Source organism: Metabacillus mesotrionivorans, from assembly GCF_052171315.1.
Lineage (GTDB): Bacteria > Bacillota > Bacilli > Bacillales > Bacillaceae > Bacillus_P.
The window spans coordinates 345,718-369,526 of the sequence record NZ_JBQMFF010000002.1 but is presented as its reverse complement, the minus strand read 5'-3'; the positions used below and the strand labels follow the sequence as shown (position 1 = coordinate 369,526).

Here is a 23,809-nt window from a genome sequence, read left to right as displayed (position 1 = left end):
GAGCCGACTGTTCAATCCTTTCAGTCAGATAAGAAATCACCGAAAAAGTCCGGTCTTGACTTTTTCGGTGATTTTGTTCTGACAGAAGGACTAGGAGGCGCAGCTGGACAATGCGAAAAGCGGAATCAGCCGTTCAGCTCCGGGAGTCAGATAAAGAAAATCCTCGAAGGCGCACTTTGCATTTGGGGATTTTCTGTTCTGGCAGAGGAGTTGGCTGATGGAGCTGGACACCAGAAAAGCAGAATCGTCCGTTCAACACCATGCTGAACCCTGAAAATAAGCGATATAGACTCCACAAAAAAGAGCATCTGCAAAGATGCTCTTTTTGTGTACATTCTATTCTTTAACAGGGAACCAGCCTGGCGCGTTTATTATTGCCTGCCACAGCGGATCAGGAACAACAAGACGATCCTGCGCCTGTTTATCAAGCTGGGTTTCAATTTTATCTTCCTGTCCTTCTTCAATCTTTTGAACCCAGTCAGGGTCGATAATCAGCTCTCTGCCAAGTGCAATAAGAGGAACCCCGGTATTCATTGCTTTTACCGCGTCATCAGGGGTGTATATGGACCCTACGCCAATAAGGGGAACGCTGTCGCCAACCCGTTCCTGAATAATTTCAAGCCTTGAGCGGGTATCATCAATTCCTCTTCTTGGAGCTGACCAGTATTCCATTAATGAAATATGAAGATAATCAAGATTCTTCTCTTTCAGGGCATCAACCAGTGCAAGGGTATCCTCCATTGTGATCCCAGGCGTTTCCGGCTCCTCCGGAGAAAATCTGTATCCTACTAGAAAGTTCTCATCACCAAATTCGGCTGCTGCTTTTTTAACAGAATCAACTACAGCCAAAGGAAAGGCAAGTCTTTTCTCAAGTGAACCTCCGAATTCGTCTTCGCGCCGATTGCTGTGCGGCGATACGAACTGCTGAATCAGGTATCCATTTGCGCCGTGAATTTCAACGCCGTCAAATCCTGCCTGAATGGCGCGGCGCGTTGATTCTCCAAAGTCATCGATGATGGAGCGGATCTCATCTATTGTTAAAGCACGCGGCACAGGCGCCTCGCCGGATGGGTGTCCCTGCTCGGCCGGCACATTGCTTGCGCTCACAACATCTCCTCCTGGAACCAGTTCAGCGGGGACCATTCGTCCTCCGTGGAAGATTTGCATGATGGCTTTTGAGCCTTTTTCTTTAATGGCTGCAGCCAGCTGTTTTAAGGAAGGAATCATATCGTCAGTATCACTGCCGAACTCTCCCGGGAAGCCCTTTCCGCTTGGAGTCACATAGGCGCATGCAGTAATGACCATCCCGGGTCCGCCTGAACGGCGGCTGTAGTAATCCGTTTCTGCTTTTGTCACAGTGCCGTCATCGTTTGAGGAAAAGTTTGTCATGGGGGCCATGACAATCCTGTTCTTTAATTGAACGCCATTCTTAAATGAAAATGGCTGAAGGAGCTGCTTATACTCTGAATTCATTAGTCTCAACCTCCGTATGTTTTCGTTCATCTATCATCATACTTCTGCTTTCGCACAAAATCATTAAATCTGCTCATTAGAATTTGTTTCTGCCGATAAAATCATTCATGATAGAGTAACGGAGAGTGATCGTTATGACAAAAATCGAAGTGGAAATTATCCAGGGGAGAGGCACTTATTTTGACCTTGGCGTGAAGCAGGGAAAGATCCACAGGGGATCAAACCTTTTTGAAAATCATAAAAAGAGACGCGTGAAATCTGCAAAGTCCTACAGTACAGAATTAAAGGAGGCAAAGCGCCTTATAGAATCTTTTGCCCCGGGTTTGTGGACGGAGCTTGAAGGGCTTTCAGAGGGAATGGAGTGGCCTCTAGCGGATGTCATCCATGAATACAGCGGCTATCAGGGAGACTGGAAAAAGTCAGGTTGCAGCGCACTGATGCAGGATGGAATTTATGCGAGAAACTACGATTATCACCCAAAGACATATGAAGGCAGGTTTTTAATCTGGCAGCCGGAATCCGCCTATGCAAGCATAGGGTTTGCGACGCGGATGATCGGACGCATGGACGGAATGAATGAAAAGGGACTTGCAGTCGGCTATCACTTTGTGAACCGTCTCAAGCCGGGTGACGGGTTTATTTGCTGCAGCATTGCAAGAATGCTGCTCGATACGTGCAAATCAACTGAGGAAGCCATTTGGCTGCTGAAAGATATCCCTCACCGCCACGCATTTAACTATTCCCTCTATGACTCGTCAGGGCATGCAGCTATTGCTGAAGCGTCAAGCAAAGGCGTTCAGGTGAAAAGAGGGCAAAAGCTTGCCTGCACCAATCATTTTGAATTGGGTGATAAACGTTCTGAAAACAGGCATCGTCTTGAAGAAACCATGCAAAGAAAGAAGAGGATAGAGGGGCGATTTCATACAGAGCTGAACCCGAAAGACGCTTTTGCTTTTTTCAACCGGACAGATGGTGTCATATTCAAAAAAGAGTACGGCAACTGGGCTGGAACTCTTCATACAGCTGTATATGTACCTGAAACACTCCAAGTCCTTATAGGCGCAGGGGGAGACAGGGAGCCGGTTTCAATTGACTTCAAAGATTGGCTGAACGGAAAGGACAGCTTCCTGAAAAAAATAAAAGGAACAATAGAGTCAGATTTAGAATTTCCCTACTAAAAAGCTTGTACACAGCGTTTGAGAGAGATGCTTCAGAGGGTACGGTACAATAGCAAAGAAAGTTGGGGGAATGTATATGCAGCAAGTAATTGACATGATGAACCGGAACGAGGAGCTGCTTTTTCAGAGATGGGAAGGAAAGGTAGCCAGCCCGAATTTTTTAACGGAAGAGGATAAGCGGAGAACGTTCCAGATCATTTTCAGTCAAATCAGCCAATCGGAAAATGAGGCTGTTCATTTCTTTAAAGAATGGATTGACAGGCACTACAGGGAAGAAGAGTGTTTGAAGTATTTGGTCACGTCCATTCAGCAGTTTAAACGCACAATTATTGATGAAATGGAGGATTCGGCCAGTGCAGATGAGCTTTATGAGAAAACGGACAGCTGGTTTGATCCGATGATTGCAGAGCTCGTTAAGATCTGCACGGACTGCTGGAATAAAGCATACAGAAAACAGGACAGCATGATTAATGAGCTTTCGGCACCAATTATCCCTATATCAAAAGATGTTTGCATCCTTCCGTTAATCGGTGCGGTTCATGATGAACGCGCTGCCGTTATTACCGAAAATCTGCTGCACAGTGTGGAAACCTATCAATGCCGTTACGTCATTATGGAGATAACAGGGGTTCCCGTTGTTGATACATATGTGGCGAATCATCTGATTCAGGCAGCCGAAGCGGTAAAACTCCTCGGTGCACAGTGCATGATTGTCGGGATCAGGCCGGAGATCGCACAGACACTTATCAATCTTGGTGTTTCAATGGACAGTATTCAGACGTTTTCCAATTTGCAGACCGGATTAAGATTCATTCAGATGAAAGAAAAATAAGGTCCTGGAAGGGGCCTTTAAGTACGACATTAAGTTTACATAATAAAATTATTTTACACTAATACGGTGAAGGAATTTATTTCTTTTTGTCGAATAAGAACACGAAATGATTTTTTTGAGGGGTGTACATAATGATTACTTTTAATCAGCCGGATGTCGAGCAATTTTTGAACGTGCTGTCCATTCAGGATTTCATCGTTTCACCTGATGGCAATCAGCTCGTTTTCAGTACAAATATCGGAGGCCATTATAATCTGTGGGCGATGGATCTTCCAAACCACTATCCATATCCTCTGACAACCGTAAATCAGGCATGCGGCAGTCTGGCTTATAACAGCCGGGCGGATTTTATCCTTGCAGGCTTTGACCGGGACGGGGATGAAAATACGCAGCTTTATGCCTTGTCCAAAAAGGGAGGTTCCCAGATTCCGCTGCGTCTGGCTGAAGGCGAACGCCATATGCAGCCGTTTTTTTCAAAGAACGAAAAATCGCTGTATTACACATCAACTAAAAATGGCTATGAAAAAAACCTTGCAGTATACCGCTATGAAATTGATAGCGAAAAAGAAGAACTGATGCTCAAGGGCACAGATGCGCCAATTTATTTACTTGCTGTGTCACCGCAAGAAACAAGCTTTGCCTTTATAAAGAATTTCAGCAATACGTCATCTCTCCTCTATGTTGAAAAAGACGGAGAAAACATACTCGCTGCACCGGAAAGTGAAGTCTCTTACACGCAGAATGATGCTGTCTACATATCTGAGGATGACCTCTATTTTCTGACGAACTATGAATCAGACTTTTCCTATCTGGCAAAGTTTCACCTTCCGTCAAAGAGTTTTGCAAAGGTTCTGCAGTTTGAAGGCAAAGACTTCAGTACTCTGAAATATGACTCTTTCACCGGCAAATTTTATATCATTGCAGAAAAAGGGGTCAAGGATGAGCTCTATAGCTATGATCTGTCGGATCAGTCCTATGAACAGCTTAACGTGCCTGCCGACCGCATCAGCAAACTGCAAATCACAAAGGAAGGGAAGCTCTTCCTCCTTGGACAGTCTGCCATTATGCCGCTGAATATCTTCAGCAGAACGCCGTCACACTCATGGCAGCAAGTAACCAATCACGGTGTGCCTGGACTCTCACCGGAGGATCTGGTAAAACCGGAGACCGTAACCTATCCTTCTTTCGACGGGATGGCTATTGAAGCTTCTCTTTACAGGGCACATGCGGAAGTAAGCAACCACCACATGATTATCTGGCCTCATGGCGGTCCTCAATCTGCTGAGACCAATGCATTCAGGGCTTTGTTTCAATATCTTCTGAAAAGCGGCTACAGCATTTTTGCACCCAATTTCAGAGGATCAACACGATATGGCCTGTCTTTTTCAAAATTGGTTGAAGGTGACTGGGGGAATGGGCCGCGATTTGACATGACGGCCGGAATTGACTGGCTGATTGGGGAAGGGCTTGCTGATAAAGAAAAAATCTTTCTGATGGGCGGAAGCTATGGCGGCTATATGGCTCTGCTGCTGCACGGACGTCACGCTGACTACTTCAAAGCGGTAGTGGATATTTTCGGGCCGAGCGATCTTTTTTCGTTTATTGAGAGTGTACCGAAATTCTGGAAGCCGGCAATGGATCAGTGGGTAGGCAATCCTGAACGCGACCGTGAAAAACTGATTGATTTTTCACCGATTACTCATATTGACGGCATGACAAAGCCGATGCTTGTGATCCAAGGGGCAAACGATCCCCGTGTTGTCAAAGCAGAGTCTGATAAGATTGTAGAAGCATTGCGGCAAAAAGGAAGAAAGACAGACTATATAGTGCTTGAAGACGAAGGACATGGATTTTCAAAAAAAGAAAATGAGATTCTTGTATACAAAGCAATTGCTGATTTCTTGAATCAGCATCTCTAAAAAGCAGGTGTATGAATGAATAACAGAAAAATGGCGATTGTCACTGGAGCAAGCAGACAATCAGGCATCGGGGCAGCCATATGCCTTGAGCTTGCTGAGGCAGGCATCGATATCTTTTTTACGTACTACAGACCCTATGATTCCGAGCAGCCGTGGGGTTCTTTGAAGGAAGACATAGAAAAACTGGAAGAGAGCATCGTTCAAAAGGGAGTCCGCTGCGCCAGTATGGAGCTTGATTTAACAGATGCAGCTTCTTTTTCCATGCTGTTTGACGAGGCGGAGAGAACGCTTGGCGAGGCTGCCGTTCTTATTAACAATGCAGCCTACTCTGTCTATAGCGATGCAGAAACACTTACATCTGCTGTTCTGGATCGTCACTATCTGCTAAATGTGCGGGCTCCAATCATGCTGAGCACCGAGTTTGCGAGGAGATTTACAAGAGGACGGGGAGGAAGAGTGATCACGCTCACTTCCGGACAGTCGCTTGGCCCGATGCCCGGTGAGCTTGCATATGCGGCAACAAAAGCATGTATACCAGACATGACAAAAACGCTGGCAGCTGAAATCGGCCATAAGGGGATCACAGTCAATGCCGTGAATCCCGGTCCCACAGATACTGGCTGGATGACTGATGAAATAAAGGCTTCTCTGGTTTTGAAATTTCCGGCGGGGAGAATCGGCAAGCCTGAGGATGCTGCCAGGCTTATTGCCTTTTTGGCAAGTGAGCAAAGCGAGTGGATCACCGGCCAGACGATACATTCAGAAGGCGGATTTATCCGATGATGAAAGAGGGGACTATCAAGATGACAGTCGTGAAACTGACAAAAGAGCATTACAAAGAAGCAATGAAATTATCAGAATATGCTTTTCAGTACAAAGTACCTGAGGAGAAGGTGGAAGAACGGCTGGATTTGATGGATAAACATCATCAGCTGTATGGTGTTTTTTCAGGAGAAGAGCTTGCAGCAAAGCTTCATTTGCTGCCTTTAGAGGTGTATATGGGAGGACGGACAGTAAAAATGGGCGGAGTCGCCGGTGTAGCGACATATCCTGAATACCGCAGAAGCGGGTTTGTCCGGGAAATGCTGACGGACCTGCTGGAAACGATGAAAAATGAAGGCTGTACGATTTCCATGCTTCATCCCTTTTCCGTTCCTTTTTACCGGAAATACGGGTGGGAACTTTTCAGCAGCCATTTGAAAGCATCTTTAAAATCTGAGAGTCTTGTCATGGGAAAACAGGTTCCTGGAACTGTAAAGCGTTATGCCGGAAAGGATGGCCATTCCGAAGAAATTGAGAAGGTTTATGATCAGTTCGCCTCGAGATTCTCAGGCATGCTGAAAAGGGAAACGAGATGGTGGCTGCAATCCATATACAGCGACGACACCTGTGCAGCAGTCTATTACAATGAAAGCGGTACGGCAGAAGGATATCTCCTATATGAAGTGAAAGATTCCAAAATGACCGTTGAAGAGTTTGTTCCGCTGACACCTTCAGCGAGAACGGGTTTATGGAATTTCATCTGCCAGCATGACTCGATGATCAAAGACCTTGAAATCACCACGTTTGAAAGCGATCCTCTTTTCTATTCATTAAAAGAGCCAAGAATCAAAGCAGAAGTGACTCCTTACTTTATGGCAAGAATTGTAGATGCTGAAGCCTTTTTAAAAGACTATGAATTTGCTTCACAAGAACGCACAGTCCTCACGATCAAGGATGAACATGCTCCGTGGAATAATGGGACGTACGAGATCAGCGATGGAAACGTGACGAAAACAGACGCGGAGAAAAGCGAAATCAGCCTTTCCATTAATGCGCTGACAGCAGCATTACTTGGATATAAGCGGCCGTCGGATTTATATGAAATTGGGGAAATGGAAGGCAGTGAAGAGGCTGCAATCCGTCTCGAACGGCTGATTCCGGATAGAAAATCGTTTTTCTATGATTTCTTTTAACAGGCACGACTCTGTAATAAAGGATTCTCATGAAAAGGAGGTCAACGACGCTGGCGGATAAAACATTGAGGACTTGTAAAAATGGCCACAATTATCTTAAAAGCTCGGATTGCCCAATTTGCCCTGTGTGCGAATCGGAGAGAGAGATTGAGAGTGATTTTCTTTCAAAGATAGGTGCACCTGCCAGAAGAGCTCTCGAACGGAACAATATTACCTCCCTTCAGCGCCTGTCAGAGTATGGTGAGCCGGATATATTGAAACTGCATGGAGTCGGTCCGAGTACCATTCCTAAGTTAAAAGCCGCTTTGGAAGAGGCTGGTTTATCATTTAAGAGTACGAAATAACAATAGATCAAGTGAAGTCTGACTGCGTAAGCACCGTGCAAAAGAGGAGCCTTTAGGAAAAGGCTCCTTTTCTAATTCATTTTCAGGTAACGACTTAAAGCAAGCAGCGGAAAAATTCTGCCATAGCTGTGATAGCGAATGTAGAATTGTTTTGGCAGACCGATTCCAGTTGGATATTCTTCGCTTTTTTGATCAAAAGGCAGCAGCAGACGGTTCACGGCAAGATGAACGGCCTCATGCTCTTTATCAAGAACGGTGAGAAGGGCATCAAGTGCCCACGCCGTTTGAGATGGTGTGCTGTACCCAAGAGACACATAGGATTTAACCTCGCAGCTTCTGCAGGATTCTCCAAATCCTCCATCCTCGTTTTGAATGCTGAGCAGCCAGGTCACGGCCTTCTGAATGGAGGCGTTGTTAGTAGATACACCTGCAGCTCTCATTCCTGTAATGGCTGCCCACGTGCCGTAAATGTAGCAGACTCCCCAGCGTCCATACCAGGAACCGTCTTTTTCCTGATGGCTTTTGAGCCAATTGATTGCTGCTTTTGCTGAAGGATGATTCTTTTTAAGTCCGGCAAACGATCCCAAGTATTCAAGCACGCGCCCTGTGAGGTCTGCTGTAGAAGGATCGGCTGCAGCATCGCCTGCATTTTCAAGAGGAAGCATAGCAGCCAAGGCACTGTCCGTATTCTTTTCAAATGCAGCAAAACCTCCGTCACGGTTTTGCATGGAAAGAAGCCAGGAGGTTCCTCTGTTCCAGCTGGAAAACATGATGGGATCATATACCGCTGCAGGTGTTAAGGCCCTGAGAGCTGCTGCGGTGTCATCGTTATCAGGATGATTGGTGTTGATGTCAGAAAATCCCCATCCGCCAGCTTCTGATTTAGAATTATGAACCGCCCAGTCAGCTTTTTTGGCGTGCTGTCTTTTCAGCAAGTAACCAGTAGTCGCAGCAATCATCGGATCCCGGCAGCTTACACCAGAAGCTTGAAGGCTGTAGCTGAGAAGGGCTGTGTCCCATAGAGTGGATGTCGAATTTTCAAGTGTGGCAAGGCCGTCCTTTTCATAGATTAGTGATTTTAATCCTGATATGGCACGCTGGATTTGCGACGATTGCTCTTTATATCCGGTGGCAAACAATCCGTAAATCATAAAAAAAGTGGCGCTGGCATAGCTGAAAAGGGTTCCGTCTGCTTCAACCCGGTCAAGGATGTATTTTTCTGCTGCCTGATATCCTGATTTGTTAAGGTAGGCTGGATAGGCTGCGATAGAGCGTATCATCTGCAGGAAAAGATTTGGACGGGACCGCTCATCACGGTGAAGGGACAGCCAGTCGATTGATTTGGGTTTAGATGCATAAAGGTGTGAAAAGTCAGCTGTTTCAAGTCCCTTATGAATATACTTTTTATTCATGGCCAGAATCATCGGCATAAAATGAATTCTTGCATAAGAACTTAACTGGTACATACTGAAGGGGGAAGATGCCGGGAGCAGCAAATATGACAGCGGAAACCTGAATCGTTTCGGCCACGGATAAAGACCGTTGACTGCAAGCATCCATTTTGTCATAAAATGAACGTCAGACAGACCGCCGTTTGCGAGAATGAATGTCTCTGCACGCTGAAGTTCAGGGCTTGCAGCGGTAAAGTGTCCTGAAATAACAAGCGCCGTGTAGGCCTGAACAGTTGCTGTCAGATTTCCTGCCTTTTCATCCTCATACAGTCTCCATACCCCGTCATGAGATTGAATCTTTATAAGCCTGCGGACAAGTTTTTCTATCAGCTGTTCATCCTGATCTCCAAGGGATCTGAGCGTAATAATCATAAATGCATCAGTCATAGGTCCGCCCTCAAAACAGAAGCGGAAGGAACCATCCGTCCTTTGAACGTCTCTGAGTTCTGCAATCCGCTTTCGTACTGCATCTTTTGTCCGTCTATATAGGTTCACATGTTTCACCTCATCTTCACCAGTCTATTCGGGGAAGTGAAGGTTATTACTCAGCGGGTGGCGGCACCTACATTTCTATAGTATAATGAGGTCAAAATGCGCAAAGGAGAATCATGGATGATTCATCAGGACTGGCTTAACAGAGAAACAATCAAAACGGTTACCTGCAAACATACAAATGCCGAGAAGTATATGGTCAACAGAGTGTTAACGGCGGGAAATACATATGAAGTGAAAAATGAAACAGAAGAATTTTACTTTGTGATCGACAATAATGGGAAAGTAAGCGGTTTTTACAAAGATTATTTCGAGGAAAAGTAAGAAGCAGCACCGTCTGGCTTGATCAGGCGGTTTTTTTTATTGGCTTTTAACTTGCGTGCAAAATAAAAACTGCCCGCTGAGGCAAAACGGCCTCAAGCGGGCAGGGGAGGATGAAAGCATTAACGCTGCAGATTGATCCAGACACTCTTTACTTCCGTATAGTTATCGAGCGCATATGAGCCCATTTCCCGTCCAAGACCGGATTGTTTGTAGCCTCCAAAAGGAGAAGCGGCATCAAATGCGTTGTAGCAGTTAACCCAGACCGTTCCGGCTTTCAGTTTGCCAGCCACATAATGCGCGTTTGCAATGTCGCGTGTCCAGAGTCCTGCTGCCAGGCCGTATTCGCTCTGATTGGCACGGTTGATCACTTCATCAAGATCATCATAAGGCATAGCAGCGATAACCGGTCCGAAGATCTCTTCTCTTGCAATCGTCATTTCATCTTTCACGGCAGAGAAGATCGTTGGGGATACAAAGTATCCATTTTCAGATGGCGAGCTTCCGCCGGTCAGGATTTCGGCTCCTTCTTCGACGCCGCGCTGGATGTAGTTCAGCACGCGGTTTTGCTGTTCGTCAGATACGAGCGGCCCGATTTGCGTTTCCGGCTCGATTCCTGCTCCCTGACGGATATTTTTAGCGTGCGACACCATGTCTGCCACGACATTATCATAATGTTTTTTCTGAATAAAGACGCGGGATCCTGCGCAGCAGACTTGTCCCTGGTTAAACATAACGCCAGTCAGTGCACCTGGAACCGCTGCTGACAGGTCAGCATCCGGAAGAATGATGTTTGGAGATTTTCCTCCAAGCTCAAGTGTAACGCGCTTCAAGGATTTTGCCGCTTTTTCCATGATCATTTTTCCGACAGGGGTCGATCCTGTGAAGGCAATCTTATCAACATCAGGATGCATGACAAGAGCATCTCCTGCAGTCTCGCCGAATCCAGGTACAATATTCACAACACCTTCAGGGAAGCCGGCTTCTGCAATGAGCTCTGCCAGATACAAGGCAGAAAGCGGTGTTTGTTCAGCAGGCTTCAGGACCACTGTACATCCGGTTGCCAGAGCTGCGCCAAGCTTCCACATCGCCATGAGCAGCGGGAAATTCCACGGGATGATCTGTCCGACAACCCCTAATGCCTCATGTCTTGTATAGTTGAAATATTGTCCGCTGACAGGAATCGTCTGTCCGACAATCTTTGTTGACCAGCCTGCATAATAGCGCATATGTTCAATCGCCAGAGGGACATCCGCATTAGTTGTTTCATTAATCGGTTTCCCGTTATCAAGTGTTTCAAGCTGGGCCAGCTCTTCTTTATTGGCTTCCATGAGATCAGCAAGCTTGTACATTAATCGGCTGCGCTCAGCCGCGCTCATTTTTGACCATGGACCGCTGTCAAATGCTTTTCTTGCGGCTTTAACAGCAAGATCAATGTCGGCTTTATCTCCTTCATACACGGAAGCGAGCGTTTCACCGGTTGCCGGGTTAGGTGTATTAAATGTCTTTTTAGAAACGCTTTCTACAAATTCCCCGTTTATAAACAGCTTTTTGTTTCCCTGCAGAAATTTCTCCAGTTTTTCTCCAGCCTTCAGTGTAGCTTGACTCATTTCATCAGCCTCCTAAATATTTGTGGTGAAAACCTATGTAGAAAATCGTGCTGAAGACCCGCCAACAAGATGCAGGTCCTTGCCTGCCTATATGTAAGCGGTTACAAATAGAATAATATATCAAAAATTCAAAATTTACAATAAATAAGGGTTCTGTATTCGAATTTTTTTCGAATTTGAAACCAAAACTGATTTAGGTTAGTCTATTGTATTTTCACATGTACCCGTTCCTCTTCGTTCCAGTCACAAGATTACCTCGGGGAGCGCCGGGAGCTTCCTCAGCTGCGCTTGCGGGATCTCCCGTGCCCTCTTCATCCCGTAGAAAAGCGGAAGCGCCCGTTTTGCTCCGGCAGTCAGATAAGAAATCACGCGAAAAGTCCGGGTCCCGCCTTTTTGGGGGATTTTGTTCTGACAGAGGAGCCTGAGCGCTGCAGCTGGACAAGGAGTCAAGTGCCTTCCACTTCAATACACTGGAGTTTTAAACATCTATGCAAAAGCACATTATTTACGAAAAGAGCAAAAAATTAAAAAGAAGAACCGGCATCTTATCAAAATTGCCGGTTCTTCTTTCTGAGAAATAAATAGAGCGGAAAGAGGGTTGAAAACTGTTCATATGAATCGTACTCAAACGTTTCAAAGAAGCCTCTGAGCTCATCTTCTTCAGCCTCTTTGAGTATCCCGGATTCTAAAAGAGGGTATCTGTCTCTAAGATAGAGATCCCACGCACCGTATTCAGCAAAAATATCTTCCATATTTGACCCTCCTTTTTCTATCCAGTATAAAAAAGCGGCGCCATTTATAAACATGCTGTTTCAATCTTTCTAATTAGTGGAATGAACTAAGGCAGGCTGTGTTATTTTCTGCATAAGGGGAAATAATACTTTCAAATGTCCAAATAGCTGCACGACTACATAGTAGAAAGGGATATCATCATGATTGGAATTTTACTTGCTTTAATTCCCGCCGTTGCGTGGGGAAGTCTTGTGCTTGTTAGTGTAAAACTTGGCGGTAATGCATACAGCCAAACACTTGGTATTACAATAGGAGCGTTTTTGTTTTCCGTTGTTATGTTCTTTTTTTCAAATCCTGATCTCACTCCGGTTGTATGGTCAATCGGAATTATCTCGGGTATTTTCTGGACGGTCGGGCAGCTGAATCAGCTTGCCAGTGTCAAACATATCGGCGTATCCAAAACCGTGCCGATCTCAACAGGCATGCAGCTTTTGGGGACGACACTGTTCGGCGTTCTGCTTTTTAAAGAATGGGATACTAAAATGACGGTTATCCTTGGAAGCCTTGCCATCCTCCTCATCATTACAGGAGTAGTATTTACATCCATTGGCCAGAAGGATGAAGAAGGAGCCGGAAAAAGCCTGAAGCGTGGACTCTTCATTCTGTTTATTTCCTCAATCGGATACATCGGCTACGTTATTATTATCCGCTACTTTGAGATTGACGGCTGGGCAGCCATTTTGCCGCAGGCGATTGGGATGGTGCTTGCAGCTATTATTCTTACCGCGAGACATAAGCCTTTTGATAAATATGCACTGCGGAACATTCTGACAGGATTAATGTGGGCGGCAGGAAATCTGGGACTGCTTCTCTCCCTTCCGAAAATCGGAGTTGCCACAAGCTTTTCTTTATCCCAGACAGGAATCATCATTTCCACACTTGGCGGAATCTTTCTGCTTGGTGAAAAAAAGACAAAAAAACAGATTGTGCTTGTTATTATCGGCTGCGTGCTGATTATCGGAGGCGGAGTGCTGCTTGGCTATACAAAAAGGTAAATGGAGGAATGCAGAATGTATGAAAGCTTAAAGGGAAAAGTTGCTGCTGTTACCGGTGCATCATCCGGACTTGGAAAAGCCATTGCACAGCGCTTTGCAAAAGAGGGCGTAAAAGTCGTTGTCAACTATTTAACAGAGGACGATAAGCCCGACCTTGTCATCGAAGAGATCAAGGCAAACGGCGGTGAAGCTTCAAAAATTCAGGGTGACGTCTCACAGGAGCATGATGTGAAGCGTATTGTCCAGTTTGCAGTCGATACTTACGGCACACTTGATATTATGGTCAATAACGCTGGAATACAGGCGGAGATTCCCACGGAAGAACTGAGCCTTGAAAACTGGAATAAAGTCATACAGACAAACCTGACAGGATGCTTTTTAGGAAGCAGAGAAGCGATCAGGCATATGCTTGATCATAACATTAAAGGCTCTGTCATCAATATGTCATCTGTGCATCAGCAGATTCCCTGGCCTCATTTTGCCCACTATGCAGCAAGCAAAGGCGGAATCAAGCTTTTGACTGAAACCCTTGCACTCGAATATGCTTCATCCGGCATCCGCGTCAACAATATCGCGCCGGGAGCAATAGATACACCAATCAATGCAGAAAAATTTGCGGATCCTGAGATTAAAAAAGATGTCATTGACCTCATCCCGATGGGATACATCGGCAAACCGGAAGAAATCGCTGCCTGTGTGGCCTTCCTTGCTTCATCAGAGGCAAGCTACGTAACAGGAATCACCCTCTATGCAGACGGCGGAATGACAAAATACCCGAGCTTTCAGGCTGGAAAAGGATAAAGGAGGGGTCAGTCCCGCTGTGCATTGACGCACAGCGGGACTGACCCCTCAGCACGTTTATTCTTTTCAAAATGGTGGAAAAGGATATAATTGTGGAATACATACAGAAAAATAGTCTTCTAGGGGGAAGAGGCAAGTGAAGATGAGTTCATCGATTTTAGAGGATATGAATGTATATTCTCTGCTGGACCGGATAGGGGAAGGTCTTATTTTTGCAGATGATGAGTACCGCATCATCTGGATGAATCATGCTGCAAAAGAGATTCTGTCAAAAGTGGGGCCGCTTGCAGGAATTACTGATCCGGAAGCATTTATCGGGTTTGATATCCGGCGCTTTCACGAAAAAAAACAAAATGACATCCTTAAAAACGGTCCGTTTCCGCACAGTGCCCAGATCAGGCTGTTTAACCGGTTCACAGCTAAGATCGTTGTGGACAAACTGACCAATCTTCAAGGGGAACAGACAGGATTTGTCCTGACATGGCGTGATGTAACAGAATATGAAGATGTGATAGAAGAGGGAAAAGCGCTGCTTGAGGAAATGTATACGCCAATCATCGGCACCGCACTCGACTCTGCTCTTTTGATCGCTCTGACAGGAACCCTGACAGAAGAAAGAATGGAAATAATGAAGGAGAAGATCCTGAAGGAAGCGGCAGAGCGGAGAGCTGAGTATATGATTTTTGACTTTACAGGCATTAGCGAGACATTTGATGAAACAATTGCTTTTCATCTTAATCAAATCGCAGAAGGCCTGCGGCTTATGGGGACCGTATCCATCTTTGCAGGGATGAACCCAAAGCTTGTGCAGCACATCACTCATCAGGGCTATAAATTAAATGTAAAAACGTTTCAGTCCTTTAAGCAGGGGATTTTTTATATCTGGAAAGAAAAAGGGTACGCACTCCAAAAAATCACGAGCCAGCCTTCTTGATGGGGCTGGTTTTCTCATTGTCTCCCACAAGTATTTTTGTTCATCCTGCATAATCAGTTCTCAATTGCAGAAAATAAAGCGAATAAAAATTTGGGAGGCATGCTGAATGAATAAGTTTCTAATGACAGGAACAGCCATTTTCTTCTCTGTTTTGATTGCCGCCGGCTGTGGAATGGATAATAACGCACGTGAAAACGACAACATCATGAACAATGAGCTTAAGAATGTCACTTATGATGAACAAACGAATGAAAACCGCGATAACCGCATGAATGTAGCTGACGATGCTGCAAAAAAAGTGGCAGATTTAGAAGAAATCAAATATGCGAATGTCATTGTTCTTGATAATACGGCATATGCAGCAGTTATGCTTGAGGGCAATCCAAAAGGCAAACTGTCTGATGAATTGAAGAACAAAGTAGCTGATCAGGTACGATCAACAGACCGCAATTTGGACAACGTGTTTGTTTCGGAAAATCCGGACTTTTTTGACCGTGTAAAAGACTACGGCGATAAAATCCGTAACGGCGAACCGGTTTCAGGACTGGCAGATGAATTCGGTGAAATGGTGAAGCGTATGTTTCCCCAGTCGAAATAACTAATTGTACGGGCCGCAGCCAGTCTGCGGTCTATTTTTTTGTTAAAGGTTTTTATATCAATGAAACAGGGGATATAAAGAAAGCCATTATTCTGTTGTAGGGGGAGTTTTATTGTCAAGGTTTTCGTTTTCAGGCTATAAAAAGAAACGCCTGTTTGTCATCCTGCTAATTTTCATTATTTTAACAGGTACTGTTATGTATCAAAGCTATAAGCCTCTTCCCGAGGGTCTTTCATATGAAGGGAAAGTACGCAAGGTGGAGGATGTCGATTTTTTATATGACCTGACGTATCAGAAAGAAAACAGGGTCAAATCAGATCGGATGATATTTGATGCTGTGCTTAAAGCGATTGATGAAGCTGAAGAATTTGTTGTGATTGACTTATTTTTGTTTAACGGCTATTACAACAAGGGAGAATCCTATCCCGATATCAGTGCTCAGCTGACTGAGGCACTGCTTCAAAAAAAGAAAGAAAACCCTGACATGCCGATTGTCTTTATTACAGACGAAATCAATACCTCATATGGGTCACACGAATCAAAGGAGCTTGAAGCTTTTAAGGATGCAGGCATAGATGTCGTTCTGTCGGATATGGAGACTCTGCGAGATTCTAATCCGCTGTATTCCAGTGTCTGGAGAACGTTTTTTCAGTGGTTCGGCCAGTCAGGAAAAGGCTGGGTGGCCAATCCGTTTGGGGATACTGCTCCTGATATGACGGTAAGGTCTTATTTAAAGCTTTTTAATGTAAAGGCAAATCACAGAAAAGCAGTTGCAACGGAGAAGACAGCCATTGTCTCATCCGCTAATCCTCACGATGCAAGCGGGTTTCATTCCAATACCGCATTTCAGGTTAGCGGAAATGTCATTGCAGACGTGCTCGAATCTGAACAGGCTGTATCGGACTACTCCGGCGGACCCAAACTTCCTGAGTACACTGAAACGGAAAATGAGAAAGGGAATATCGGCGTGCAGGTGCTGACTGAAGGGAAAATATACGAGCATTTGCTGTCGTCGATCAGGGCTGCAGAAAAACAGGATGTCATCTGGATGGGAATGTTCTATTTAGCTGACAGAAAAGTGATTAACTCACTCGTTGAGGCATCTAACCGCGGTGTTGAGGTGAATATGATTCTTGATCCGAATCAAAATGCATTCGGCCAGGAGAAAATTGGTCTGCCTAACCGTCCGGTTGCTGAAGAATTGATGGAAGATACAAAAAAGAAAGCGAAAATTAGATGGTATAACACAACAAATGAACAGTATCATCCGAAGCTTCTTTATATTAAAGGGAAAAATGAATCCACGATCATCAGCGGTTCGGCGAATTTCACAAAACGGAATCTTGATGACCTTAATCTTGAGAACGACTTGAAAATCACCGCACCTCAGAATGAGGACGTAATGAAAGAAGTCGAAGCGTATTTCACAAAACTCTGGACGAATGACGGAGCTGAATATACCCTTAATGTTGAAAAATACAGAGATGACATGCCGGTATTCAAAAGGGGCATTTATGCTCTGCAGAAATTTTTCAGGTTTACAACCTTCTAAACTCCGGGATTTGCCTCGGAGTTTTTTTTGCGAAAAAAATAATTATTTTAAAGGGAAATTGAGGGGGTGAATCTAATACAAAGATTAGAGGTGATAATGGATGATGCTTAAAGAATACAAAGACCGCCGCACGTACATTGAAAAATCAGAACCGCTGCTTATGAAGCAGGAAGCGGAAAATAATTTGGCACTGGGACTCCTGTCTGTTTTTAAAAAGACGGTTCCGGCTTCAGACGTATATACCGCTCTGATGGAAACAGAAGGGGCACCTGCGGCAGCGCTGCTTATGACGCCCCCTCACAATTTAATTCTTACATATAATAACGAACTAATCAGTGAAACGTTGATTGCTGAAATGGTCAGACAGCTGATCTCAGCAGGGGTTTCTGTGCCGGGTGCTGTCGGTGAGAGGTACTGGACAGAAAGATTTGCCAAAGAGTGGGCCGAACAGGCGGGGAATAGAGCCGACATTGTGATGGAGCAAAAAATCTATCAGCTTCATGAGGTGCAGCCTGTCTCTGTCAGTGAAGGGACCTTTCAAAAAGCAAAACTTGAACACCTGCCGCTTTTAACAGAGTGGATGGCGGACTTTATGACGTTTACAAATGAGCCCCCGATTACGACACTACAGGCAGCAGAAAGAATGAAGAAATTTCTCGCTGAGGACTCTATTTACATCTGGTCGGTTGACGGAATACCTGTTTCGATGGCAAAAAAATCGCGGTCAACTCAAAACGGCATAACGGTATCCCTTGTATACACTCCGGAAAAATTCAGGGGAAGAGGATATGCGAGCAGCTGCGTGTCCGCACTCAGCAGTGAGCTGTTGAAGAATTATTCATTCTGCACTCTATATACAGATCTTTCAAATCCAACATCCAACAGCATCTATCAGAAAATAGGCTACAAGCCGATCCAGGATTCTGTGATGATTTCATTTTCAAATCAAGGGGCAGTGTAAATGTTCCCGCTTCACTTTTTTACCCAAGACTGCTTCTAAACAGCAGTCTTGGGTTTTTTTGTTGGGGTGGAGCGATGCCCAGTGTATCGCGGGATGCCAGCAGTAAAATGGATTGCATCCCTATAAATTGTTTGGGGATGAATAGAGGGTAGCATTTAGGTGAAATGCATCCCTATAAATTGGTCGCGCAGAAATAAAGGGTACCATATTGACGGAATGCAACCTTATAAATTGCTGTCTCATAAATATAAGGTAGCATTTTGACGGAATGCATCCTTATAAATTGTTGTTGCAAAAATAGAGGGTACCATTTTGGCGAGGTGCATCCCTATAAATTGGTCGCGCAGAAATAGGGGGTACCATATTGACGGAACGCATCCCTATAAATTGGTCACGCAGAAATAAAGGGTACCATATTGACGGAATGCAACCTTATAAATTGCTGTCTCATAAATATAAGGTAGCATATTGACGGAATGCATCCTTATAAATTGTTGTTGCAAAAATAGAGGGTACCATTTTGGAGAAGTGCAGCCCTATAAATTGCTAACCGCTAAATATTGGGTTACATTCTGGGAAAATGCTTCCCCATACAAAGCACCATTAACGCAATTTCTTTTCTGCCTGTCGGAGCTAACCGGCTGATTCCGCTTTTCCCATGTCCAGCTCCGCCTCCTAATCCTTCTGTCAGAACAAAATCCACGAAAAAGTCAAACCCGGACTTTTCCGGTGATTTCTTATCTGACTGCCAGGCCTGAACAGTCGGCTCCGCTTTTCCACTGTCCAGCTCCGCCTCCTAGTCCTTCTGCCAGAACAAAATCCCCGAAAAAGTCAAACCCGGACTTTTCCGGTGATTTCTTATCTGACTGCCAGGCCTAAACAGTCGGCTCCGCTTTTCCGAGAGCATTCCATGGTTTCAATGTTTCCCAAATGTGGAAATGAAAGGTGAAAGGCGGTGGGAGGATGAAAACACAGGTTTTAGTCATTGGCGGGGGAGTTGGAGGGTTGACCGCTGCTCTGAAGCTTGCCAAGTGCGGGATCGATGTTTGCGTGGTAGAACAGACAAAAGGCTCCCCGCATTTGTATAAAGGGGAGCTGCTTCAGCCGAAAAGTCTTGAAATCTTTGACGCTCTCGGTTTATCAGAGCCTGTTCTAAGATCAGGACACCGGATCAATGAAATCGAAATGAATGAAATGAAACGCAAGAAAGGTTCATATAGATTGCTTGGATCAGCTGTAATGCGTTACGGAATCATTGAGAGCAAGTACAATTTTGCTTTGATGATCCCCCATGAAAAATTAAAGGAACTCCTGCTTGAAGAAGCCAAAAAGTTTCCTTCTTTCCATTACATACAGCCTGCGCGATTCAAGTCATTCAGTGATGATTCAGCAGCGATTGTATCAATGGGAAAAGAGGAAGTGGAAATTCAGGCAGATTATTTTATAGGAGCTGAAGGAAGAAAATCAAACGTCAGAAAAGCGATGAATGTCAGCCTGAATGAGCATGAATATGATCATCACTTTTTAACCGTCACATTCAAAAGGCCGGCTGACATGGCGGAAGGAAAAATCATCTCTACACCTCATGCTTTTCTCGGACTCTTTCCGCTTCCAAACAATGAAGTCAGAACGGTCTACCTCATTCAGTCAGGTGCCTATCAGTCCCTTAAGGCAAAAGGCATCGAACATTTTCACAGGAAGTATATCGAATTGTGTCCTGAACTTGATGGCTATGTGACCGAACTTACGGAGTGGAAGAAGATCCAGCTGATGATTCCCGTTCATTTCCACGCAGATTCATATGTGTCTGGGAACATGGCGATTCTAGGAGATTCTGCGCACAGCGTGCATCCGATGGCAGGGGAAGGCATGAATCTTGCCATTCAGGACGGAGATGTGCTCGGCGAACTGCTGTGCTGGATGTACAGGCATAATGAACACAGTCAGGATAACTTAAAGTGGTATGAAAAAGTCCGCAAATCAAGGGTGGATTTTATTCTAAGCCTCAGCCACCTGTCCGCGCTAGCGTATTCAAAGCCTTTCAGGTACTTTGGTTCACTCAGAAACAGAAGCCTTAAACAGATGACAGATGATGAAAAGCTTCATACAAAGCAAATGCTTAATATTTCGGGGCTTGGAATCTGGAAGGAATCGTTTGTGGACAGGCTGATTCAGATCGGCCTGATGCCGGCGAGATCGATTCAGAATATTGAATTTTTGCATACCCGCTACATGTTCACGTATGAAAATGATTATCCGTGGGAAGCGAAAGGGAGGTACAGCCGTTGATGATTGCTGAATATGTAAGGCTTTACAAAGCGAGAAGCTGGATGAAAAAGAATTTGCCGTTCTTATACAGCTGGCACGCATATGTCGGGTATGAACTTGATCTGTTTGAAATTTTTAAATCTCCAAAAACGATCGAAGAGGTTGCAGCCAGTCATTCATTAGAAACAGAGATTCTTGAACGCTGGGTGGAAGTCGGGGTCTCTATTAAGTACCTTAAAAAGGTTTCAAGAAATAAATTTAAAACCTCCAGAAGCTTTATGCTGCCTGACAGCAAGCGTGATCCAAAGTCTGTCGGCATTTTGCTTAAAGAAATGATGGAGCTGCACATTCCCGCGCTTTTGACATATCCGTCCATTATGAAAACAGATGAACGCCAGACCTTTGATCACAAACAGCACGGAGCGACTGTTGCAGAAACCTCTGCTATGCTGGAACAGCTTGCTTATCCTAAGCTTGTGCAGATTCTAAAGAAAAACAGCATCCATACGGTTGTGGATGTAGGCTGCGGACATGGGGGCTACATGCAGAAGCTGTCCAGGTCGTTTCCAGATCTGACATTAACAGGTGTTGAAGTGAACAAGGACGTGGCTGAGGAAGCGGCCAATCGATGCAGTGAGCTTAAAAACATTTCAATTGATTGTATGGATATTGAAGAATGGTCGCCGGAAAATAAAGCAGACCTGATCATGATGAATAATCTGCTTCACTATCTCTCTCCCGAAAAACGTCCGAAAGTTATCAGCAGATTAAGCAGCTCTCTTTCTGCAAATGGAATGATTACCATTATAACGCCAATTCGAAAACCAAAGCATGGAAAGCAATTTTCAAGTGTCTTTAATAGTTTTTTTACCGCTTTTGATAATTTGTACGCTCTTCCCACAAAAAGAGAACTGGATGCTCTTGCAAAACAGTCCGGCATGAGACTTCAAAGCCTGAAACCAATCATTCGTGAAGGCGGCTGGTATTTTGCCATTCTGGTCAATCACGCGGGCAAAAAAGCTGATTAAATATGTTCGATTAAAAAGGCCAACTGCTTTAAAGTTGGCCTTTCTAATCGTAGTGCGGGGATGCAAGTGATATTTATTGAATCTCAAAGTTTTTGAGATTATACTTAAAATGGATGTGATTACCACTTGACATACATACTAGTAACCGGTTGATTGGGAGGTTTTTTATGAAATTAGCGAATAAGTCAGCACTTGTAACCGGAGCTTCCCGGGGTCTGGGAAAAGCTATTGCGATAGAGCTCGCTCGCCAGGGAGCTGAGGTTTACATAAATTATTCATCGTCTGAGCAGCAGGCGCTGGATGTGCTTTCACAGATAAGAGAGCAGGGTGGCACAGCATTTCTTGCCCAGGGAGATCTTACTTCCGAGCAAGGGATTAAAAAGGCAGCCGCTGAAAGGACGTATGACATTCTTGTTAATAATGCCACAGGTCCCCAGCCGGAGCTGTCCTTGGAAGAGGCAACATGGAAAGACTACGAAGACCAGCTTGTTTTCTTTGTGAAAGCTCCGCTCCTTCTGCTTAAAGAGGTTCTTCCTGGAATGAAGCAAAAAAGAAACGGCTCAGTCATAAACATAGGCAGTGAAGTCATAGCTCTTGGAAACTCGCATTTTTCCAGTTATGTTACAGCAAAATCAGCCATGCTGGGGATGACCAGGTCATGGGCAAGTGAACTCGGAGAATACGGCATCCGGGTTAATTTAGTCAATCCGGGCTTTATTCCGGTAGAGCGTCATCGTGATGTAGGTGCAAAGGATATCGCCGCCTATCATTCAGGCGTTCCCCTGAATAGGATGGGAACACCTGAGGAGCTTGCGAGGACAGTTGCCTTTCTTGCGTCAGATGATTCAGCCTATATAACAGGACAAACGATTACAGTGAATGGCGGGAACACATTTGGCATTTAGTTCGGCGCAAGATCCTGAAATACATTCAGGATCTGTTCTTTCATAGCCTGAAAGAACGCTTCAGTTTCGCAGACGTCTGCTAATTTGGCCTGCGCCAGTTTTTCGCTTCCTCCGCCTTTGCCGCTGAAATCTTTCAGGCACTCTCTAATGGTATTGCCGGCATGGATGCTGTTTTGTTGACTGAATAAAACAGCATGCTCACTCATAGAGCCAAGCAGAACAAGTTCTTTTCCGCTACCATGGAATTTTGCTGCCAGTAATTGAAGATCTTTCAGTGATGCCCTTTCTTTAAGGACGGCTGCCAATTTTCCAGGCTGGTCAGTGTTTATTTTTTCTGTAAGCAGTAAAGCATTCTCAGTTTTCAAAAATTCCAGTTGTTTATTAATCTGCTTCAGTTCCTGATCGATTGAATGGAGCCGCTCAGGGATTTCTTCCTGTGATGATTGAAAAAAGCGCGCTGTACGTTTAACAAGTTTATGTACTTCCTGAAACTCTGACAGGGCTCGTATGCCGCATTTAAAATGAAGTCTGATCCTGCCTTTTTGTTTTTCTGTTTTTATCAGCTTCATCAGGCCGATTTCACCTGTACCTGCGGTGTGTGTACCGCAGCATGCTGAGGTATCGATTCCGTCAATCTGTACAATGCGAAGGGGTCTATCCACGTCCGGAACCTTTCTTAACGGCAGGTTTTTAAGGTCATCTGCACCGGCAAAAAAGGTATGGATCTTTCGATTTTCAAAAATATAGTGATTGGCTTTGTTTTCAATTTCGGTCATCTGATCTTCAGATAGGTGCGGGGTATTCAGATCGATCGTGACGGTCTCTGCACCAAGATGGAAGCTTTCAGTTTCATAACCATACAGCTCAAGGCAGACTGCCGACAGTAGGTGCTGTCCTGAGTGATGCTGCATGTGATCCATTCTGCGGGCGTCGTCAAGCAGGCAGTTTACAGACATGCCTTCAGGGTATTCAGAAACAATATGGTAAAGTTCATTCTCTATTTCTATTAAGTCAAGAACTGGAATCGTTCCAATCGTTCCGCTATCTGAAGGCTGGCCGCCGCCTTCGGGATAAAAAGCAGTCTCTTTGAGGATAACAGCTCTTTGGCCGTTTATTTTTGTGCAGCGGACAATCTCTGTCTGCCATTCAAATGTTTTTGGGGAAGTATAATAGAGTTTTTCAGTCATAAGAGTTAGTCCTTTCATTGTGGAATGTCTTACATTCTATCAAAAGCGGACTGATTTTGCGTAAAGATTGTTAAGATTTCAGAAAAATTAGCTTTACGAAGGAATTGTTGTATCTACTTAACGCGTTATGTGTTACGCTTAACCTAACAATCTCATATTGCGCAATCTCTTTTCCGCTGTCCTTAGGCTGATAAAAACATACAAACGATTGGT

21 protein-coding genes are annotated in these 23,809 nt (G+C 44.7%); 16 read left to right on the top strand and 5 right to left on the bottom strand.

The window, feature by feature from the left end:
• Positions 1–336: 336 nt before the first annotated feature.
• Positions 337–1,473: an NADH-dependent flavin oxidoreductase gene (locus ACTSEZ_RS06680; RefSeq protein ID WP_369733389.1), complete on the bottom strand. Its 1,137-nt coding sequence runs from the start codon at positions 1,471–1,473 to the stop codon at positions 337–339.
• A gap of 134 nt (positions 1,474–1,607) precedes the next feature.
• Between ACTSEZ_RS06680 and ACTSEZ_RS06675 the strand changes: the two genes are divergently transcribed.
• From ACTSEZ_RS06675 to ACTSEZ_RS06650, 6 genes are all read left to right on the top strand, one after another.
• Complete coding sequence (locus ACTSEZ_RS06675; RefSeq protein ID WP_369733388.1) at positions 1,608–2,651, top strand: C45 family autoproteolytic acyltransferase/hydrolase; 1,044 nt, start codon at positions 1,608–1,610, stop codon at positions 2,649–2,651.
• A 76-nt stretch (positions 2,652–2,727) separates the two neighbouring features.
• Positions 2,728–3,483, top strand: coding sequence for an STAS domain-containing protein (locus tag ACTSEZ_RS06670; protein WP_369733387.1), 756 nt, complete (start codon positions 2,728–2,730; stop codon positions 3,481–3,483).
• Between the two features lie 131 nt (positions 3,484–3,614).
• Complete coding sequence (locus tag ACTSEZ_RS06665; RefSeq protein WP_369733386.1) at positions 3,615–5,402, top strand: S9 family peptidase; 1,788 nt, start codon at positions 3,615–3,617, stop codon at positions 5,400–5,402.
• A 15-nt stretch (positions 5,403–5,417) separates the two neighbouring features.
• Positions 5,418–6,185 (top strand): SDR family oxidoreductase, encoded by a 768-nt coding sequence (locus ACTSEZ_RS06660; RefSeq protein ID WP_369733385.1) that lies wholly within the window; start codon positions 5,418–5,420, stop codon positions 6,183–6,185.
• Positions 6,186–6,205: 20 nt separating this feature from the next.
• Complete coding sequence (locus ACTSEZ_RS06655) at positions 6,206–7,357, top strand: GNAT family N-acetyltransferase (protein ID WP_369733384.1); 1,152 nt, start codon at positions 6,206–6,208, stop codon at positions 7,355–7,357.
• A 29-nt stretch (positions 7,358–7,386) separates the two neighbouring features.
• Entirely contained in the window at positions 7,387–7,701 is a 315-nt protein-coding gene (locus tag ACTSEZ_RS06650) for an RNA polymerase alpha subunit C-terminal domain-containing protein (RefSeq protein ID WP_369733383.1), read from the top strand.
• 71 nt (positions 7,702–7,772) lie between these two features.
• Here ACTSEZ_RS06650 and ACTSEZ_RS06645 read toward each other — a convergent pair whose 3' ends face one another.
• The gene (locus tag ACTSEZ_RS06645) at positions 7,773–9,647 is read right to left on the bottom strand and encodes a terpene cyclase/mutase family protein (protein ID WP_369733381.1); all 1,875 of its coding nucleotides are present in this window, start codon (positions 9,645–9,647) and stop codon (positions 7,773–7,775) included.
• A gap of 117 nt (positions 9,648–9,764) precedes the next feature.
• Between ACTSEZ_RS06645 and ACTSEZ_RS06640 the strand changes: the two genes are divergently transcribed.
• On the top strand, positions 9,765–9,968 hold the full coding sequence (locus tag ACTSEZ_RS06640; RefSeq protein ID WP_029280830.1) for a DUF6501 family protein: 204 nt from the start codon (positions 9,765–9,767) through the stop codon (positions 9,966–9,968).
• 119 nt (positions 9,969–10,087) lie between these two features.
• On the opposite strand, the gene ACTSEZ_RS06635 is transcribed toward ACTSEZ_RS06640, so the two are convergent.
• On the bottom strand, positions 10,088–11,575 hold the full coding sequence (locus tag ACTSEZ_RS06635) for an aldehyde dehydrogenase family protein (protein WP_369733380.1): 1,488 nt from the start codon (positions 11,573–11,575) through the stop codon (positions 10,088–10,090).
• Positions 11,576–12,123: 548 nt separating this feature from the next.
• Positions 12,124–12,327 carry a hypothetical protein gene (locus ACTSEZ_RS06630; protein WP_369733379.1) on the bottom strand — a complete coding sequence of 68 codons (204 nt, stop codon included), beginning with the start codon at positions 12,325–12,327 and terminating at the stop codon, positions 12,124–12,126.
• A 183-nt stretch (positions 12,328–12,510) separates the two neighbouring features.
• Here ACTSEZ_RS06630 and ACTSEZ_RS06625 point away from each other — a divergent pair, with 183 nt between their 5' ends.
• The 9 genes from ACTSEZ_RS06625 to ACTSEZ_RS06585 all read left to right on the top strand — a co-directional run bounded on the left by ACTSEZ_RS06625 (position 12,511) and on the right by ACTSEZ_RS06585 (position 22,409).
• A complete protein-coding gene (locus tag ACTSEZ_RS06625) occupies positions 12,511–13,362 on the top strand; it encodes a GRP family sugar transporter (protein WP_369734066.1) in 852 nt (283 codons plus the stop codon).
• 15 nt (positions 13,363–13,377) lie between these two features.
• A complete protein-coding gene (locus tag ACTSEZ_RS06620) occupies positions 13,378–14,163 on the top strand; it encodes a glucose-1-dehydrogenase (RefSeq protein WP_029280834.1) in 786 nt (261 codons plus the stop codon).
• Between the two features lie 142 nt (positions 14,164–14,305).
• Positions 14,306–15,097 (top strand): STAS domain-containing protein, encoded by a 792-nt coding sequence (locus tag ACTSEZ_RS06615; RefSeq protein WP_369733376.1) that lies wholly within the window; start codon positions 14,306–14,308, stop codon positions 15,095–15,097.
• Positions 15,098–15,203: 106 nt separating this feature from the next.
• On the top strand, positions 15,204–15,695 hold the full coding sequence (locus tag ACTSEZ_RS06610; RefSeq protein ID WP_369733375.1) for a YhcN/YlaJ family sporulation lipoprotein: 492 nt from the start codon (positions 15,204–15,206) through the stop codon (positions 15,693–15,695).
• 112 nt (positions 15,696–15,807) lie between these two features.
• Complete coding sequence (locus ACTSEZ_RS06605) at positions 15,808–17,247, top strand: phospholipase D family protein (protein ID WP_369733374.1); 1,440 nt, start codon at positions 15,808–15,810, stop codon at positions 17,245–17,247.
• A gap of 100 nt (positions 17,248–17,347) precedes the next feature.
• Positions 17,348–18,208, top strand: coding sequence for a GNAT family N-acetyltransferase (locus ACTSEZ_RS06600; RefSeq protein WP_369733373.1), 861 nt, complete (start codon positions 17,348–17,350; stop codon positions 18,206–18,208).
• 963 nt (positions 18,209–19,171) lie between these two features.
• Positions 19,172–20,497: an FAD-dependent oxidoreductase gene (locus tag ACTSEZ_RS06595; protein ID WP_369733372.1), complete on the top strand. Its 1,326-nt coding sequence runs from the start codon at positions 19,172–19,174 to the stop codon at positions 20,495–20,497.
• Entirely contained in the window at positions 20,497–21,504 is a 1,008-nt protein-coding gene (locus ACTSEZ_RS06590; protein ID WP_029565810.1) for a class I SAM-dependent methyltransferase, read from the top strand. The genes ACTSEZ_RS06595 and ACTSEZ_RS06590 overlap by 1 nt, the downstream gene beginning before the upstream one ends.
• A gap of 167 nt (positions 21,505–21,671) precedes the next feature.
• Positions 21,672–22,409 (top strand): SDR family NAD(P)-dependent oxidoreductase, encoded by a 738-nt coding sequence (locus ACTSEZ_RS06585; RefSeq protein WP_369733371.1) that lies wholly within the window; start codon positions 21,672–21,674, stop codon positions 22,407–22,409.
• Here the strand turns inward: ACTSEZ_RS06585 and ACTSEZ_RS06580 are convergent.
• Entirely contained in the window at positions 22,406–23,596 is a 1,191-nt protein-coding gene (locus ACTSEZ_RS06580; RefSeq protein WP_035206564.1) for an alanyl-tRNA editing protein, read from the bottom strand. The genes ACTSEZ_RS06585 and ACTSEZ_RS06580 overlap by 4 nt on opposite strands.
• Positions 23,597–23,809: the final 213 nt, after the last annotated feature.

Excerpts from the sequence above, each read along its gene's own strand:
- ACTSEZ_RS06680 (WP_369733389.1), bottom strand. The coding sequence starts at position 1,473 with ATGAATTCAGAGTATAAGCAGCTCCTTCAGCCATTTTCATTTAAGAAT.
- ACTSEZ_RS06675 (WP_369733388.1), top strand. The coding sequence starts at position 1,608 with ATGACAAAAATCGAAGTGGAAATTATCCAGGGGAGAGGCACTTATTTT.
- ACTSEZ_RS06670 (WP_369733387.1), top strand. The coding sequence starts at position 2,728 with ATGCAGCAAGTAATTGACATGATGAACCGGAACGAGGAGCTGCTTTTT.
- ACTSEZ_RS06665 (WP_369733386.1), top strand. The coding sequence starts at position 3,615 with ATGATTACTTTTAATCAGCCGGATGTCGAGCAATTTTTGAACGTGCTG.
- ACTSEZ_RS06660 (WP_369733385.1), top strand. The coding sequence starts at position 5,418 with ATGAATAACAGAAAAATGGCGATTGTCACTGGAGCAAGCAGACAATCA.
- ACTSEZ_RS06655 (WP_369733384.1), top strand. The coding sequence starts at position 6,206 with ATGACAGTCGTGAAACTGACAAAAGAGCATTACAAAGAAGCAATGAAA.
- ACTSEZ_RS06650 (WP_369733383.1), top strand. The coding sequence starts at position 7,387 with ATGAAAAGGAGGTCAACGACGCTGGCGGATAAAACATTGAGGACTTGT.
- ACTSEZ_RS06640 (WP_029280830.1), top strand. The coding sequence starts at position 9,765 with ATGATTCATCAGGACTGGCTTAACAGAGAAACAATCAAAACGGTTACC.
- ACTSEZ_RS06635 (WP_369733380.1), bottom strand. The coding sequence starts at position 11,575 with ATGAGTCAAGCTACACTGAAGGCTGGAGAAAAACTGGAGAAATTTCTG.
- ACTSEZ_RS06630 (WP_369733379.1), bottom strand. The coding sequence starts at position 12,327 with ATGGAAGATATTTTTGCTGAATACGGTGCGTGGGATCTCTATCTTAGA.
- ACTSEZ_RS06620 (WP_029280834.1), top strand. The coding sequence starts at position 13,378 with ATGTATGAAAGCTTAAAGGGAAAAGTTGCTGCTGTTACCGGTGCATCA.
- ACTSEZ_RS06615 (WP_369733376.1), top strand. The coding sequence starts at position 14,306 with ATGAGTTCATCGATTTTAGAGGATATGAATGTATATTCTCTGCTGGAC.
- ACTSEZ_RS06610 (WP_369733375.1), top strand. The coding sequence starts at position 15,204 with ATGAATAAGTTTCTAATGACAGGAACAGCCATTTTCTTCTCTGTTTTG.
- ACTSEZ_RS06600 (WP_369733373.1), top strand. The coding sequence starts at position 17,348 with ATGATGCTTAAAGAATACAAAGACCGCCGCACGTACATTGAAAAATCA.
- ACTSEZ_RS06595 (WP_369733372.1), top strand. The coding sequence starts at position 19,172 with ATGAAAACACAGGTTTTAGTCATTGGCGGGGGAGTTGGAGGGTTGACC.
- ACTSEZ_RS06590 (WP_029565810.1), top strand. The coding sequence starts at position 20,497 with ATGATTGCTGAATATGTAAGGCTTTACAAAGCGAGAAGCTGGATGAAA.
- ACTSEZ_RS06585 (WP_369733371.1), top strand. The coding sequence starts at position 21,672 with ATGAAATTAGCGAATAAGTCAGCACTTGTAACCGGAGCTTCCCGGGGT.
- ACTSEZ_RS06580 (WP_035206564.1), bottom strand. The coding sequence starts at position 23,596 with ATGACTGAAAAACTCTATTATACTTCCCCAAAAACATTTGAATGGCAG.